At 44.8% G+C, this 15,295-nt stretch carries 11 protein-coding genes and 2 pseudogenes; 8 read left to right on the top strand and 5 right to left on the bottom strand.

Annotated elements, in window-relative coordinates:
* Positions 1 to 238 precede the first annotated feature (238 nt).
* From Q5076_RS14130 to Q5076_RS14120, 3 genes are all read left to right on the top strand, one after another.
* Positions 239 to 691, top strand: coding sequence for a GNAT family N-acetyltransferase (locus Q5076_RS14130; RefSeq protein WP_303014241.1), 453 nt, complete (start codon positions 239 to 241; stop codon positions 689 to 691).
* Positions 692 to 767: 76 nt separating this feature from the next.
* Positions 768 to 974 carry a hypothetical protein gene (locus tag Q5076_RS14125; protein WP_303014240.1) on the top strand — a complete coding sequence of 69 codons (207 nt, stop codon included), beginning with the start codon at positions 768 to 770 and terminating at the stop codon, positions 972 to 974.
* 147 nt (positions 975 to 1,121) lie between these two features.
* Positions 1,122 to 2,495, top strand: a complete 1,374-nt coding sequence (locus Q5076_RS14120) for an MATE family efflux transporter (protein WP_303014239.1) — start codon at positions 1,122 to 1,124, stop codon at positions 2,493 to 2,495.
* Positions 2,496 to 2,517: 22 nt separating this feature from the next.
* Here Q5076_RS14120 and Q5076_RS14115 read toward each other — a convergent pair whose 3' ends face one another.
* Complete coding sequence (locus Q5076_RS14115) at positions 2,518 to 4,197, bottom strand: RluA family pseudouridine synthase (protein WP_303014238.1); 1,680 nt, start codon at positions 4,195 to 4,197, stop codon at positions 2,518 to 2,520.
* Between the two features lie 112 nt (positions 4,198 to 4,309).
* Between Q5076_RS14115 and Q5076_RS14110 the strand changes: the two genes are divergently transcribed.
* Positions 4,310 to 4,774 (top strand): MaoC family dehydratase, encoded by a 465-nt coding sequence (locus Q5076_RS14110; RefSeq protein WP_303014237.1) that lies wholly within the window; start codon positions 4,310 to 4,312, stop codon positions 4,772 to 4,774.
* 246 nt (positions 4,775 to 5,020) lie between these two features.
* On the opposite strand, the gene Q5076_RS14105 is transcribed toward Q5076_RS14110, so the two are convergent.
* From Q5076_RS14105 to bla, 3 genes are read right to left on the bottom strand one after another with little or no spacing between them, the layout of a single operon-like run.
* Positions 5,021 to 5,569, bottom strand: a complete 549-nt coding sequence (locus Q5076_RS14105; protein ID WP_303014235.1) for a hypothetical protein — start codon at positions 5,567 to 5,569, stop codon at positions 5,021 to 5,023.
* Positions 5,566 to 6,957 carry a GNAT family N-acetyltransferase gene (locus Q5076_RS14100; protein WP_303014234.1) on the bottom strand — a complete coding sequence of 464 codons (1,392 nt, stop codon included), beginning with the start codon at positions 6,955 to 6,957 and terminating at the stop codon, positions 5,566 to 5,568. The genes Q5076_RS14105 and Q5076_RS14100 overlap by 4 nt, the downstream gene beginning before the upstream one ends.
* 21 nt (positions 6,958 to 6,978) lie before the next feature.
* On the bottom strand, positions 6,979 to 7,875 hold the full coding sequence (gene bla / locus Q5076_RS14095) for a class A beta-lactamase, subclass A2 (RefSeq protein WP_303014233.1): 897 nt from the start codon (positions 7,873 to 7,875) through the stop codon (positions 6,979 to 6,981).
* 203 nt (positions 7,876 to 8,078) lie between these two features.
* On the opposite strand from bla, the pseudogene Q5076_RS14090 reads away from it, so the two are divergent.
* The 4 genes and pseudogenes from Q5076_RS14090 to Q5076_RS14075 all read left to right on the top strand — a co-directional run.
* Positions 8,079 to 8,315 (top strand): annotated as a pseudogene (locus Q5076_RS14090) (hypothetical protein); the annotation flags it as partial.
* Positions 8,316 to 8,324: 9 nt separating this feature from the next.
* Positions 8,325 to 10,070: an SWIM zinc finger domain-containing protein gene (locus tag Q5076_RS14085; RefSeq protein WP_303014232.1), complete on the top strand. Its 1,746-nt coding sequence runs from the start codon at positions 8,325 to 8,327 to the stop codon at positions 10,068 to 10,070.
* Positions 10,071 to 10,167: 97 nt separating this feature from the next.
* A pseudogene (locus Q5076_RS14080) lies at positions 10,168 to 11,044 on the top strand (HEPN domain-containing protein).
* A gap of 642 nt (positions 11,045 to 11,686) precedes the next feature.
* Positions 11,687 to 13,777 carry a BT4734/BF3469 family protein gene (locus Q5076_RS14075; protein ID WP_303014231.1) on the top strand — a complete coding sequence of 697 codons (2,091 nt, stop codon included), beginning with the start codon at positions 11,687 to 11,689 and terminating at the stop codon, positions 13,775 to 13,777.
* Between the two features lie 492 nt (positions 13,778 to 14,269).
* On the opposite strand, the gene Q5076_RS14070 is transcribed toward Q5076_RS14075, so the two are convergent.
* Positions 14,270 to 15,196, bottom strand: coding sequence for a site-specific integrase (locus Q5076_RS14070; protein ID WP_303014230.1), 927 nt, complete (start codon positions 15,194 to 15,196; stop codon positions 14,270 to 14,272).
* Positions 15,197 to 15,295 lie beyond the last annotated feature (99 nt).

The raw sequence follows: 15,295 nt of genomic DNA, 5'->3' as shown, positions 1-15,295 counted from the left end.
GGCCCAGCTTTATAATCTTGTTACAAAGATAATGAAATTGCCGGGTTCCCATTCTCTTTCGGCGAATATTCAGTACGGTGCGCCGCAAATCGGCGATATTTATCCCTCCGTTTTTAGGATGAACTGTACTTTTGCATATATTTGCAAATGCTTGAATCGTTGAATGTCCGGGCAACATGCATCCGGGTGGCGCACAAATGAAGATAAGCGTCGTATTGATAAATAAAAACGTATGGTTATGAATATCGTTTCATTACGGAAAAATGCCGGCTGTTTGGAGGAAGCGATTGCCTATTTCCAAAGCAAATGGGCTGACGAAAACAGCAAAATGGTCTATGACAACTGCTTTAGGGCTTGCGTGGAATCGGAATCCCCCTTGCCGCAATTCTATCTCTTGATGGATAAAGACGAAATTGCAGGCTGTGCCGGACTGGTTACCAATGATTTTAATTCTCGGATGGATTTGTATCCGTGGCTGGTCGCTTTATTCGTGGAAGAACGGTACAGGGGACATAATTACGGAAAATTGTTAATCGAGGCGGTGGAGAAAGAGGCCTGGCGTTTAGGATTTGGAAACCTCTACTTGTGCACAGACCATACAAGCTATTATGAACGTTTTGGTTTTGACTATCTCGGAGAATGCTACCACCCTTGGGGAGAGCATCAGCGGGTTTACGGGAAAAGCGTCTGAACGGCCCTCTTCGGAGCGTATGGCGCTGAATTTGGAAATACATTAAAAAAAGCAACCGGCAAATATCTTTAACGGTATGAGAAAGTTAGTATGTCCGCAATGTAAGATTGCCGCTATGTATGTGAAAAATGAGCAAGGCGAGAGGCTTCTCGTCTATGTGCTTGAAAACGGCGAGGTCGTCCCCAAATACCCGGAGGCTTCGACGGAAGGTTTCGACCTGACGGAAGTCTATTGCCTGGGATGTTCGTGGCACGGCTCCCCGAAACGGTTGGCAAAGAGATAAGGGGCGGGGTATCGGCGGATACGCCGCTTCCGGACATGAGGCGGGATAGGCTCTTTTTTGATTTATGTCAATAAAAGAGGAGAGGAAAACAAGAATCAGTTCTTCGGATTTTCCGTATCTTTGCACGCAATTTTAGAACATAGACGTATGGCAACCTCTAAAGAGATGACGGCGGGGCCGGCATTACCCCTGATTTTAAAGTTCACACTGCCGCTTTTGCTCGGCAATCTGCTGCAACAGACATATTCGCTTGTCGATGCCGCAATCGTCGGAAAGTTTTTGGGAATTAATGCGTTGGCTTCCGTGGGAGCCAGTACGTCGGTCGTTTTTCTCATTTTGGGATTCTGTAACGGTTGTTGCGGAGGTTTCGGCATTCCGGTGGCGCAGAAGTTCGGGGCAAGAGACTACAGTACGATGCGCAGTTACGTTTCCGTCAGCTTGAAACTCGCTATGGGAATGTCCGTAGCCATTGCCGTTGCCACCAGTCTTTTATGTGCGGATATCCTCCGGATGATGCGCACGCCGGAAACTATTTTTGAAGGAGCCTACGCTTACCTGCTTGTCACTTTTATCGGTGTGCCTTTCACATTCTTCTATAACCTCCTTTCCAGCATTATCCGTGCGTTGGGAGACAGCAAAACCCCTTTCTGGTTCCTGCTTCTCTCTACAGTCCTGAACATCGTTCTCGACTTGTTTTGCATTCTTACGCTCGGTTGGGGAGTGGCGGGAGCCGCTATCGCCACCGTGTTCTCGCAAGGATTCTCAGCCGTTCTTTGTTACGTCTATATGTATCGGAAATTCGAGATATTGAGAAGCTCGCCGAAAGAACGCCGTTTCCAGTCCAAATTGGCGGGAAGATTGCTTTATATCGGCGTGCCGATGGGGTTGCAGTTCTCGATTACCGCCATCGGCAGTATCATGCTCCAGAGCGCCAATAATGCCCTGGGAACAGCCTGTGTCGCCGCCTTTACCTCTGCGATGCGCATCAAGATGTTCTTTATCTGTACGTTCGAGAGCCTGGGCATCGCGATGGCGACCTATAGCGGGCAGAACTACGGGGCGGGAAAGCCGGAGCGCATCTGGTTGGGAATCAAGGCAAGCGCTTTGATGATGATGGTCTATGCGGCATTCACTTTTGTGCTTTTGATGGCGGGAGCGAAATATTTCGCCTTAATCTTCGTAGACCCTTCGGAGACGGAAATACTGCTGGATACGGAACTCTTCCTTCATGTCTCTTGTATGTTCTTCCCGGTACTCGGACTGCTCTGTATCCTGCGTTATACGATTCAGGGAGTCGGTTTCACCAATCTCGCCATGTTCTCCGGAGTAGCGGAAATGATTGCCCGTATCCTTGTCAGCCTTTATGCGGTTCCCGCTTTCGGTTTCCTTGCCGTATGCTATGGCGACCCGATGGCTTGGATAGCCGCAGATTTGTTCCTGGTTCCCGCTTTTGCCTACGTGTACCGGAAGTTGAAAAGACAGGTGTTTACCAATCAGGCGGTTACCCGGACGGCGGTCTGATTGCGGAATCCGGTATCTTTCCTTAAAATCCGGCATCCTTTTGTATGCGGATAAGGCCGCCGTGTACGGGATGCAGGAATTCCAGGTATTCGGCATGGAGATACAGCCTGTCCGCTTTTCTCCCGTAAAGTTCGTCGCCGAGGATGGGACAGCCCAGTCCTTTGGGGTGGGCGGCATGTACCCGTAACTGGTGCGTCCGTCCGGTCAGGGGATAAAAGGCGATGCGGGTGCATCCGGAACAACGGCCGGTTATCCGGTATTCCGTAATGGCTTCCTTGCCGTCCTTTTCGTCAACCACCTGCCGGGGACGGTCAAGGGGATTCAGGCGGAGCGGCAATTCGATTCTTCCGGTATTTTCCGCTTGTACGGTTCCGTCCAGCAGGGCTATGTATCTTTTCCTGATGCTCCGGTCCTCAAACTGCCTCTGTAAATGCCGGTGGATTTCTTTCGTCTTGGCAACAAGCAACAATCCCGAAGTCGCCATGTCCAACCGGTGCACAATCATAGGCCCGGTGGCGTCCGGATACTTCTTTCTCAAACGGTGATAGACGGAATCCGCTTCCTCCGCTTTTCCCGGTACGGACAACATTCCGGCGGGCTTATTGACTACTGCCAGCCATTCGTCCTCAAATACGATTTCCAGTTCGGCGTCTTTGTGCACATTCTTCAGAAGCGGGTTATCTTCCACCTCCAGCCCTTGCAGCATATGTTGCAGGATAGGCTCGCATTTCCCTTTGCAGGAAGGATAGTAATACCCGTGATGCCGTATTTCGTTTTTCGGGGAGTTTCCCCACCAGAATTCCGCCATTGCCAGTGGTTTGAGCTGATGGAGGTATGCGTACTGCAATAACTTGGGCAACGCGCATTCGCCTGCGCCGCCAGGCGGGACTCTCTGAACGGTTTGTTCGAAAATAGCGTACAGGTCTTTCACCTCTCCCAGGGCATTCCGCATCCGGAACTGTTCGAACAGCTTTTTTTGCAGGGCCGCCGAGCGTTCTTTGCGCTCTGCCTTCAAAAGCTCTATTTCGGACTTGAAATGCTTGACATCCGTTTCAAGCTCTTCCAGCCGTTTTTTCCATTCTCTTTCTTTTCTCTTATATTCCGCCTTTTGATATTGGCTTTCCCGAATCAGGGCGGCTTGTTCCTCGTCGGAGAGGGCGGGAGAAGACTGCCGGCGGTTTTCTCTTGCCTTTTTGGCGGCTTTCAACTCCTCTTTAGCCAGATGCAGGGCGGTTACCGCCCGTCCGGTTTCAACTTCCAGCTTTTCTTTCGAGTCCAGGTAAAGAGCGCTGCACTCCAGTTCGTCGATACGGTCGTTGATGGCGGAAATCCGCTCTTCCTCTCTCTTGAAGAACCCTTGCGGCTGCAGCAAGTCATAGACCGGAGGAACAAAAAAGGAATGGCTGTTTTTTCCCGCCAGGTTGCCGGAAAAGGCAGCTAAATAACCGATGCCGCTTTTTTGCCCGTCCGCTGCTTTCCCGTCGCCGGTTTCTTTTTCCGCTTCCTCCTTTTTCTGTACGACCAGCACACCGAACATTTTTCCGAGCGCCAGTTCTTCCCGCCATTCTTTCCGGCCGGCGATGTATTCTTTCACCTCTTCCGCAGCCAGTACGCACAAAGGATGAGGCGTGTAATGAAAGGGATAAGTAAATTTTTCCGGTAATGGAATACGGGAAACAGGCTTCTTGAAAAAATGTATCATCGGTTTATGCATGAATATGATTATTGCTGCAAAAGTAAGGTAAATCCGCGAATTTTATTCTATATTTGTACCCCGATTAACATTATAATAACCCCCATAAAGCGATGAGAATATGGAAAAAGTAATTATCAATTCGTACGAAGAATTTGAAAAATTTGTAGGACAGCAAATAGGCGTTTCGGATTATGTGGAGCTCTCGCAGGAACGCATCAATCTTTTTGCGGATGCGACGCTGGACCATCAGTGGATTCATGTGGATACGGAACGTGCGAAAACAGACAGCCCCTATAAGAGCACAATCGCCCACGGCTATCTGACCCTGTCCATGCTTCCGTATCTGTGGAACCAGATTATCCAGGTGAACAATCTGAAAATGATGATTAACTACGGCATGGATAAAATGAAATTCGGACAGGCGGTGTTGGCGGGACAGAGCATCCGGCTGATTACCACCTTGCATTCGCTGACTAATCTGCGCGGTGTGGCGAAAGCTGAAATCAAGTTCGCCATCGAGATAAAAGACCAGCCGAAAAAGGCGCTTGAAGGAATCGCAGTGTTCTTGTATTACTTCAACTGATTCTTTCCGTTCGCCGTATTCCGGAAGACAGGAAAACAAAGAAAGCGGAAACAGGAAGAACGGAAAATCCGATAACACATGCGGATTATGCAGATTCCCGCAAAGGGCATACGGGCTTTCCGTTCAGTAGAAACCGCGTCTTGTCCTTTGCGGGAATTCTTTCTTTCGGTCTGCCCGGTAAACTCGGAGTCAAGCGCACGGCTTACGTAATCCGGACGGAAAGAATCCGGTGTGTTCAACTCTTTCCTATCCCTTTCCTCCCTTTTTGCGTTCTCCTTTGCGGTGAACCAGTTTTTTCAGCACATTCTTTCGCGAAGAACGCAATGCGGGAGACAGCAATTCCGGTTCCATCATTTCAAGCAAAAGGCGCAGTTCCTGTTGCAGTTCGGGGATAGAATGCGTCAGCTTGTAGGCGAGCTTCATGCAGATAGACTGCACCCCGACAGGTTCCTGGTGCGACATCATGCGTTCCAGGCAGAAGTCCAGCAAGTCCATTCTCGGCGGGTCGTTTACGGGTTGCCGGTACAGCAGGTTCAGCATCAGCCTCCGTTTTCCGCTATGCAGGCAGGCAAATAAGGCGTCTGTCAACTCATCCTGTTTGGAGCGCATCCATTCTATTTCCGTATCCGGAAAATGAGTGCATATCCATAACGCCTGGTAAGCGACGAAATCATCCTTGTCGAAAATCAGCCGATAGACCTCTTCTCTGTACTGTCTGTCATTGCGGATATGCTGCAATACCTCCCGTATGTCCTCTATAGTTATCCGTCCGGACAGTAAAGTATGCAGGTTCATCTCGTTTCCGCCCATTGAAGGTGGAGAATGGGAAACGGTTTGCCCATGCCGTCCGTCTCGTCCCTTCCGGTAATCCGGAATCCCAGATGAAGATAGAACCGGAGAGCCTTTTCATTCTGCTCGTTCACGTCTACCTTGTAAATCTTCTTGTGGCGGACAGCATACTTTATCAGTTGGCTGCCGTATCCTTTTCCCTGTTCGTCGGGGTGTACGAACAGCATTTCAATCAACTCGCCGCTCAGTCCCATGAAGGCGGCAATCTTTCCGCCGGCATTCCGGATGACGTAAAGCCCGACAGCCGGCAGGTAGTGTTCGCGTACCAGCGGCTTGTAAAACTGGATATGCTCTTCCGTAAGAAAATGATGGGTGTGGCGGACAGACGCTTCCCATAACTGGAGAATCTCCTCATAATCTTCCGGAGCGGGACGGGAGATGCCGGGAAGATAATAACACAAATGGTCGTACATGTTCCCGTTGTAAGCCAGTTCCGCCTGGTGGAGCGTGCCTTCGCAGATAAAACCGTTCTTTTTCAATACTTGTTCCGAACGTTTGTTGTGCGGATAACAGTTGGCGGTGATGAGGCTCAGTTTCAGTTCCCTGAATCCGTAGTCGAGCACAGCCTCTACCGCTTCCGTCATATACCCTTTGCCCCAATGCGCTTCATCGAGCCAGTATCCCAACATCCGCGCCTGCGGATTCTCCCGTTTGGGGTCGGGGACGATTCCCACCGAACCGATTAGCTGTTGCGTTTCCTTCAATACTATCGCCCATACGCCTTCCTGCCCTATGAACACGGAACGGAGGATGTTCCGGGACTCTTCCGGGGTACGGTGGGGAGCCCATCCGGCATTGTTGCCCAGGTTGGGATTCCGGCAACAGGCGAAAAACACTTCGGCGTCTTTCTCTTCGAAAGGACGGAGAAGCAGACGTTCCGTGTCAAGCGTTACGGAAAAGTCGCCTTTCATTCCGGCTTCCGTTCCAGCCGCCGTTTCTTCTTCCTCTTTCCGGTAGACGCATTCGATGCGGTTCCCGTCAGGGTCGAGGACTACGCTTTCAAAATAACCGTCTCCCGAAGTGCGGGGCTCGCCGGCGATGACATATCCTTCCGAGCGCATCTCTTCAGTGAAACGGAGCACTTCCTCCCGGCTGGGAAAAGTGAAGGCGAGATGTGTCAGGCCGAGCCTGTTCTCTTCGATGGGAGTGTTCTGCACGTCCGTGCGGCTCATCAGTTCCAAAGAAGGACCTTCGCCGAAAGAGATGAAGTAAGACTCGAACCCTTTCTTGGGGTTGATATATTTCTCATTACTTTTTCCTCCGAAGAAACGGACGTAGAATTCCTTTAATTCTTCCAGACGGAACGTCCAGATAGCGATGTGGTGCAGTCTCATATAAATGATGTTGTATGGATGTTAATGTTGCATGACGTATTCGTAAACAATGCGGGAAATATCAGCGATAATCTTGCTGTTCGCCTGGTTGCTCTCCTCGGAATCCTTCACAAAAACGGCTATGCTGTAAGTACGGCCGTCAGGCAAAAGGACGAAGCCGATATCGTTGCAACCGATTTGCCGTCCTTCCGCGTTGCGGTCGCCCGTTCCGGTCTTATGGCTTACAATCGCTTTTTTATCGAGCAACGGAGCGACCAGACGGTCCTGCCCAGTCCGGCATTCCACCATTGTCCGGTAGATGAAGTCTTTGTACGCCTTGCCGAACAGGGGCTTTTTGTGGAATATCTCCAATAATTCGGCGGCAGCCAGCGGAGTAGTCCAGTTGCGGTAACACAAGTCCAGGTCTTGGTGCATCTCGTCTTCGGTTGCGGTAATGGCACATTCCCTGATTCCCAGCGAACGGATATATCCGTTCACCGCATCCGGCCCGCCCTGGTAGGCAAAAAGAATATCGCAGGCATTGTTGTCGCTCTGTTGGAGCGTATATTTCAGCAAGTCGGCAATGCTCATTTCAATGCCTCCCTGCGGATACCGGTCCCGTAACGGGCTGTAAGTGTCCGGTTTCAAATCCGCCTTTTCAATCGGTAGCCGGGTTTCCAGCGGTTGTTTCCGTTTTTCCATATAATCGGCCAGCGCCAGTGCCTGGTGAAACTTGAAAACACTCATCAGCGGATAATGAATCTCGTTATTGACGGTTACCGTATCTTTGCCGTCAATGATGACAGCGATTCCTATTTCGCCTTTTTTATCTTTGACAGCCTGTTTCAATTGGGCTTCCAGCCGGTTTTGCCGGGCGAACAGGAGAGAAGGCATTAAACAAAGAAGTACGATGAATGAACGCATAATTAATTTTTTCATTTACAGGGTTGCTGATTTTTCGTTGAGGGCACAAAGGTATAAATAGTAATCGCCTTTGCAAACTCTCGCTTGAAATTTATCGTCGCATTTTGCATGTACGGAATCAGGGCTCGATTTCCGCCATATAAAAAATGTGCATGCGGAAATTAGGTTTGTTGCTTCGTTGACACTATATTTGTAATATTTTATTTCAGAACTCGTGTGACATGGACATTTTTATCTTTTTAAATGAATTCTATGTAAAATTGGGCAACCGTGCGGAATTTTTCATTCCTGCGGATGTGGAGAAGCGTCTCAAGACCGGAAACCGGAAGCTTTATGATAATCAGTATTTGCGTTATAGGGGCATGCTGGTTGCTGATGAACGTTTAAGGCCGTTGGTGGCAATGATTCATAAATATAGGAAAGCGTATGAACAGGAAGGGTATATAAAGGAATAAATTAGTCATATGATTACACTGGATAATTTTGAGAACTTTGTGCCATATAGAATATTAGTGCGCGGAGAAGAGTATTATGAAATAGGGGCTGTTTCTAAATTGGAAGAAGATTCGCCCGGTGAATGGACTGCGACAGTGGAGGGTACGGAGGATTATAGTGTAGAGATATCTATGGACGGAAAAGAAATTGAGTCTTGGTACTGTGATTGTCCGTATGATGGGGAGATTTGCAAGCATGTCGTAGCAACCTTATTGGCAATTCGTGATAATGAGAAAAAGGTGAATCGCAGTGCCTTTTCCAAGATGAAAGCAGAGGTAGAGGAAGCCGCCGTTATAGATGAAACTGTGGACATACGACAATTGCTGTCATTCGTTAACCCACAAGAACTTTCACAATTTATATATGAATATGCCTCTATGCATTCAGAATTTAAAACAGCCCTTTTGAATCGTTTTATGGCTAAAGAGCTCTCTACAACATCAAAAGAAAAGGATTACAGAGCAGAGATTCAGAAAGTGTTTAATGACTCTTATTCTAACAAAAAGTCTCGTTATCATAATCGTTATGATGATTTTGACCATGATTGGGAAACTGTTTTCAATCGGATGGACACTTTTTTGGAGAAAGCAGACTCCTTTTTGAATGTGGGAAACATAGATGCTACTATTGACATCGCTCTTCAAACTTTTCGTTCAATCGGTGAGAATTATGAGGATGAACTTTTGTATAATGATGAACTCTATCCTTCTGATTATTGTAAGCAGGCAGGAGATTTGCTGATAAAAGTAATCGGGCATCCTGCGACCACCCAAAAGCAAAAGACAGCGATTCTTCAGGAACTAGGTCAACTGGCTAAACTATCAACTTATCGTGATTATGACCTTTATGATATAGACGAATTGCTGATGCAAATAAATCTTTCCATTCAACCGGCAGAAAATGCGTTGGAATTGATTGACAAACTTTTGGAAGAAAGAAAAGATACTTACGACTTATATCAAATCGTTCTTCGGAAAGTCAATCTGTTAACCGAACTGCATGAAGAGCAAAAAGCGGCTGATACGATTCGTCAATACCTTTATTTAACTGAAATTCGAGAAATGGAGGTGGATAAATTGATTGCCAGTTGTCAATATGATGAAGCTATCCGTTTGCTGAATGAAGGAATAGAGATTGCGGAAAAAGAAGAACATATCGGAACCATAGATGAATGGTTGAAAACTAAATTGAGGATTTACGAGATGACTCATCAAACTTCTGAAGTCATTAATACATGCCGTTTATTGTTTGTGTCGGGTAGAGATCAGTTAGAATATTATAGCAAACTTAAAACTCTTGTTCCGAAAGAGGAATGGAAGAGCTTTCTGGATACGATGATGAAAGAAACTCAATTTAGTGAGTATTTTTCTTTTGGTCAAAATGATGAGGCTGAAATTTATGTGAAAGAAAAAGATTATGAGCGTTTGTTCAAACTGTTGTCGTCAATCAGGTATAATCAATTGGAAGCATTGATGAAATATTCTTATCATCTGAAAGATACTCATTCGGAGCAATTGATTGCTATATATACCTCTTTGTTGAATGATTACGCAGAACAGAATGTAGGACGGACTCATTATGAATTGATAGCACAGGCGTTGTTGTGTGCAAAGAAACTTAATGGGGGACAGGCAGCAGTGAAAAGGTTGGTTGCAGAGTTCCGGGTAAAATATAAACGTCGTTCGGCAATGATGGAAGTATTAAGGAGATTCTAAAAATACTTTATTATAAGTTTTTATGTATCTCTGTTGCTAGGGGATGGCAAAGTTCGTACTTTTGTAAAGTTACAAATAAGAATGATAATGAAAGTCTATAAAACGTTTACCCAAACGTACACAGGAAGAATTGACAGTCTTGCTGGATTTAGTGTGTAAGAGCATCAGGAATTGTCAGATGGTTATCCTGTTCGGGAGTTATGCAAGGGGAAACTATGTTTTATGGGACAGTAATATAGAATTTGGTGTTCATACTTCCTATCAGAGTGATTATGATATTCTTGTGGTCATAACCGGACCGGCTAAGCAAGTGGAAGAGAAATTACACCGTATTACGAATAAATATCATAATTTGTTTGCTGGTCGTCGTCATGCTTTTCCACAATTTGTTGTAGAACATATCAATACAGTAAATCGTAATCTGGAAATCAGCCAGTATTTCTTTACGGATATAGTAAAGGAAGGAATTATGCTTTACAATAGTGGAAAATGCGAATTGGCAAAACCGCGAAAGTTGAGTTTTAAAGAGATTTGGGATATTGCGCAGAGTGAATTTGATGAATTATATCCATATGCTTGCGGGCTTTTAGATGGGGTGAAAGAATATTATTTGCCTAAGAAACAAACTAATATTTCAGCTTTTCTTCTTCATCAGACATGTGAGAAACTTTATAATTGTATCCTGATGGTCTTTACAAACTATCGCCCGAAGAGTCATAAAATCAAAGAGCTCGGTGGGATGGGTAAAGCGTTTCTCTATGAGATTAACTACAGTCTTTCCTCAAAATACGGATGAAGAGAAAGAATGTTTTGATTTATTATGCCGTTCGTATATCGAAGCTCGTTATAACAAAGATTTCAGTATCTCGAAGGAACAGTTGGAGTATCTTATTTCCCGTGTAGATATTCTGAAAGATGTTACTGAGCGTTTATGCAAAGAGAAAATAGCGGAATATAGTATGATGGCGGAATAATTGTTCCCAATGAAATAAGTAGGTGCTGCATTTATAACTTGAACTCAGAATTCACTATCTTATGAAATAAAAAACAAAATATGCTGTCATCTGTCACAGATTACAATCTAACTTCCAGAGTATAAGTACTTAATCGTGTGACAGCATGATGTGACAGCAGTGTGATAGCAATAATGCTGTCACACCAAAAAACAAAGAAAAAATCAAAGATGCTGTTTGGAAGTTGATAGTATCAGCCATAGAAAGATAAGTCGTTCAATTTATTGTCCCCGTGTTTATGAGTCGTGCCTTGCCTTTAAACTAATAGTTTCAAGGCGTGAAACAGTTGATTCTGCGGTTTGAAACTATAGTTTCATACGCTTGAAACTCTAGTTCCAATTGCTTGAAACCATTGGTTCCTGGCTGATGAAACTCTAGTTCCATGCAGCAGAAACTACAGTTTCAAGCAGAGGAAACTGATTTGAAACCTGTCAATCTGTACTATGTGATGGCAACCCTATTTCTTTTAAAAAAAGAGATGCTGATATATAGGCGATTTTATGTATTAAGGCCTTGCTTTCCTTGTTGGTTCCGGATATTATGACTAATTTAGCAGTCTCAACGATCACAAAGGCGCTGACAAAACAATTTATTATCAAATTAATGAAAATTACTCAATTTCGTAAGAATGAAGATACGATAGCGCTCAGCGTAATGGATCTTGATACATTGGTAAATAAGATAAAGACGGAAATAAAATCCCGTCCGGTTTCTGCATTCAGAGAGCATTTGCGACATACTCTTCCCGACGAACGGTGTATGTTTGCCGATAAACTTCCCAAGATAATTCCTGCTGCCGAGTTCTGTAAAATGAATGGCCGGAAACAGATGAAAAACTACAATGGCATTGTTGAACTGACCGTTGGTCCTTTATCCAATAAGTCGGAAATCGTTTTAGTGAAACAAAAAGCCTGCGAACAACCGCAAACCCGTTGTGTTTTCATAGGGTCGAGTGGAAAAACGGTAAAAATCTGGACTACCTTCACCCGGCCGGACAATTCTCTACCCAAAACGCAAGAGGAAGCGGAACTGTTCCATGCCCATGCTTACCGACTGGCTGTGAAGTGTTATCAGCCCCAGCTTCCGTTCGATATTCTTCCCAAAGAACCGGCCTTGGAGCAATATTCGCGGTTATCCCATGATTCGGACATCATATATCGTCCGGATTCCGTTCAATTTTATCTCTCCCAACCGTCATCAATGCCCGAAGAAACCACTTTCAGGGAGGCGGTTCAGGCCGAAAAATCCCCATTGACCCGTGCCGTACCGGGATATGATGCGGAAAATGCCTTTCTGATGCTTTTCGAAGCCGCTTTTCGGAAAGCGTATGCTGATCTCAGGGAAGCGGGGCTTAATTTGGGCGAAGATGCATGGCATCCTTTAGTCGTCCAACTGGCTAAAAACTGTTTTGCTTCGGGACTCCCGCAAGAAGAAGTCGTGAAGCGTACGGTTTTTCGTTTTTATATGTATAAGCAGGAGATGCTTATTCGTCAGATGATTGGCAATATATATGCCGAATGTAAAGGTTTCGGCAAGAATATCAGCCTGAGCAAAGAGCAGCAACTTGCCTTGCAGACGGAGGAATTTATGAAACGCCGTTATGAATTTCGCCATAACACCCAAATCGGTGAGGTGGAGTATCGTGAGAGGCTTTCTTTCCGTTTCCGTTTCAACCCTCTCGACAAACGTACGCTGAATAGCATTGCCTTGGATGCGCAAATGGAAGGCATCCCGTTGTGGGACAGGGACATTAGCCGTTATATCTACTCCAACCGTGTGCCTGTATTTAATCCGTTGGAAGATTTTCTTTACCGGCTTCCGGTATGGGATGGTAAAGACCGTATCCGCGCATTGGCGGCTACCGTTCCTTGCCGGAATCCTCATTGGACGGATTTGTTCCATCGTTGGTTCCTCAATATGGTTTCTCATTGGAGAGGAAGCGATAAAAAGTATGCAAACAGTGTCTCGCCTTTGCTTGTCGGACCGCAAGGGACACGTAAATCCACTTTTTGCCGGAGTATAATGCCGCCTTCGGAACGTTCCTATTACACCGACAGTATTGATTTTTCCAGAAAGAAAGATGCCGAACTTTACCTCAATCGTTTTGCGCTCATCAATATCGATGAATTCGACCAGGTGAGTTCAATGCAACAAGGCTTCTTGAAACATATTCTGCAAAAGCCGGTGCTGAATGTGAAGAAACCGCATGGCAGCGCCGTGCTCGAAATGCGCCGGTATGCCTCATTCATAGCCACGAGTAACCAAAAAGACTTGTTGACCGACCCTTCCGGAAGCCGCCGTTTTATTTGTATCGAGGTGACGGGAGTGATTGACACCAACCGCCCGATAGATTATGAACAGCTTTATGCGCAAGCCATGTATGAGCTGGAGCATGGCGAACGTTATTGGTTCGACCGGGAGGATGAAAGGATTATGATGGAAAACAACCGTGAGTTTGAACAGGTTCCTCTGGAAGAGCAATTGTTTTTCCGTTATTTCCGCGCTGCACAGCCTAAAGAGGGGGAATGGTTGTCTCCTGCCGAGATTATGGAGGATATTCAGAGAAACAGTTCAATCCCGATGTCCGTCAAAAGGGTTAATTCTTTCGGAAGGATACTGAAAAAGCAGGAAATCCCTTCCAGACATACCCGTGGCGGTACGCTTTACCATGTGGTAAGGTTGGTGGACAAATGACGGAAGCTAGTTGTATGGGAGTGTTGGGTGGTAAGCCCGATACCGGTTGTTATGGAGATACTTGTCTGTAGAGTGGATAAACGTCTTTGCCATGCTGTTTTTATGGTGACAGCAAAAGTGCTGTCACTCTGCCGTCACTCCTTGCTGTCACAGGTTTTTTCATTCATTATTAGTTTGTTAACTACTTTTCTGTGACAGATGACGGCAACTTGCCAAATATATTTTTCTGTGTAACGTTGGTAAGTCGGTTCTTCTTTTGTCTGTAGGATTTATTTTATTTGTGAGATACTATGGGATAATATTTTTCATAAAGGAAGGATTTTATTCCGGGAAAAGGAAGTGTTTAAGCAAATGTTGTTTAGACTTTTTTAAAAACTATGGTTATTTGTTTATACCGACATGAATTTTTAGGGTAGGTTATCTCATCGGTGTGTATCTATGGTTCCTTGCCGGTTTTAAGGGGATGCATCATTTCAACACCCCCTATATGAATTATTTTAATCCTTTGAACATCCTATCGATGCATTTTTTCTTTTGTTCCATATTAGGATGGACGTAAAGGTCGAGTGTTGTACTGATATTGGAATGCCCCAGGATAACGCTTACTGTTTTGTAATCACAGTTACTTTCTATACAGCGTGTGGCAAAGCTATGTCTGAGGCCATGAAATTTTAGTTCTGGAATATTTAAATCCTTCATTAGTTTTTTGTAATAGTTGCGGTATGTTCTGGGTTCTGTTGGCTTTTTCTCATTGGTTAGAATGTAATAGTTACCGTTTACTATCTTTTTCAATGGTTTCAAAATCCTGATTAGTTCTTTGGTTATGGGAATTTCACGAATGGAATTTTTAGTTTTTGGCGTATTGATAATAAGTTCTGTATGTCTTTTTTCTCCGTCAATGATATAGATGCGTTCAATTGTTCTTCTAATGGAAATTATTCCTAATTCTATGTTTATATCGTCCCATGTCAGAGCGCATACTTCTCCAATTCGTAATCCGGTGCTTAGGCAAATATATATTCCTAGATTCTTGAATGTAAAATGCTCTTGAATAAAACTCATAATTCTTTTTTGGTGTGAGATGCTGAGAACTTCTAACCGTTGTTTTTCATCTGTTGTTGGAAATCTGATTTCCCATTCTTTATAATCTAAGAGTCCATGTTTTACTCCGAATTTTAATATCATTTTCAATACAATCAAAATGTCTTTAATGGATTTCTGGCTTAATCCATTATGAATCTTTTGGAGAGTAAATTCTTGAACTTTATTTTCTTCTAGCTCATACATTTCTCCAAATGTCGGATAAATGTGATTTTCGAGGATTAGTACATAAGCAGCGAATGTCGATTGTTTTACATACTGTTTCTTGTCCTCTTTCCAAAGTAAGGAAATTTCTTTAATCGTTTTCTTTTGAATCATACTTTTATGTTTATTGGTTATACAAATCAGGGTAAAGCTACGGGAATTGAGGATATAATTGTTATAATGTTCCCCATTTGAGATTCCCGGAGTTTAGCG

The sequence above is a fragment of the uncultured Bacteroides sp. genome (assembly GCF_958445495.1).
Classification (GTDB): domain Bacteria; phylum Bacteroidota; class Bacteroidia; order Bacteroidales; family Bacteroidaceae; genus Bacteroides.
The sequence above is the reverse complement of the archived record's forward strand: the minus strand, read 5'-3'. Positions and strand labels throughout refer to the sequence as shown.

Bases quoted from the DNA above. Each gene is read 5' to 3' on its own strand.
- Q5076_RS14130 (WP_303014241.1), top strand. From the start codon at position 239: ATGAATATCGTTTCATTACGGAAAAATGCCGGCTGTTTGGAGGAAGCG.
- Q5076_RS14125 (WP_303014240.1), top strand. From the start codon at position 768: ATGAGAAAGTTAGTATGTCCGCAATGTAAGATTGCCGCTATGTATGTG.
- Q5076_RS14120 (WP_303014239.1), top strand. From the start codon at position 1,122: ATGGCAACCTCTAAAGAGATGACGGCGGGGCCGGCATTACCCCTGATT.
- Q5076_RS14115 (WP_303014238.1), bottom strand. From the start codon at position 4,197: ATGATACATTTTTTCAAGAAGCCTGTTTCCCGTATTCCATTACCGGAA.
- Q5076_RS14110 (WP_303014237.1), top strand. From the start codon at position 4,310: ATGGAAAAAGTAATTATCAATTCGTACGAAGAATTTGAAAAATTTGTA.
- Q5076_RS14105 (WP_303014235.1), bottom strand. From the start codon at position 5,569: ATGAACCTGCATACTTTACTGTCCGGACGGATAACTATAGAGGACATA.
- Q5076_RS14100 (WP_303014234.1), bottom strand. From the start codon at position 6,957: ATGAGACTGCACCACATCGCTATCTGGACGTTCCGTCTGGAAGAATTA.
- bla (WP_303014233.1), bottom strand. From the start codon at position 7,875: ATGAAAAAATTAATTATGCGTTCATTCATCGTACTTCTTTGTTTAATG.
- Q5076_RS14085 (WP_303014232.1), top strand. From the start codon at position 8,325: ATGATTACACTGGATAATTTTGAGAACTTTGTGCCATATAGAATATTA.
- Q5076_RS14075 (WP_303014231.1), top strand. From the start codon at position 11,687: ATGAAAATTACTCAATTTCGTAAGAATGAAGATACGATAGCGCTCAGC.
- Q5076_RS14070 (WP_303014230.1), bottom strand. From the start codon at position 15,196: ATGATTCAAAAGAAAACGATTAAAGAAATTTCCTTACTTTGGAAAGAG.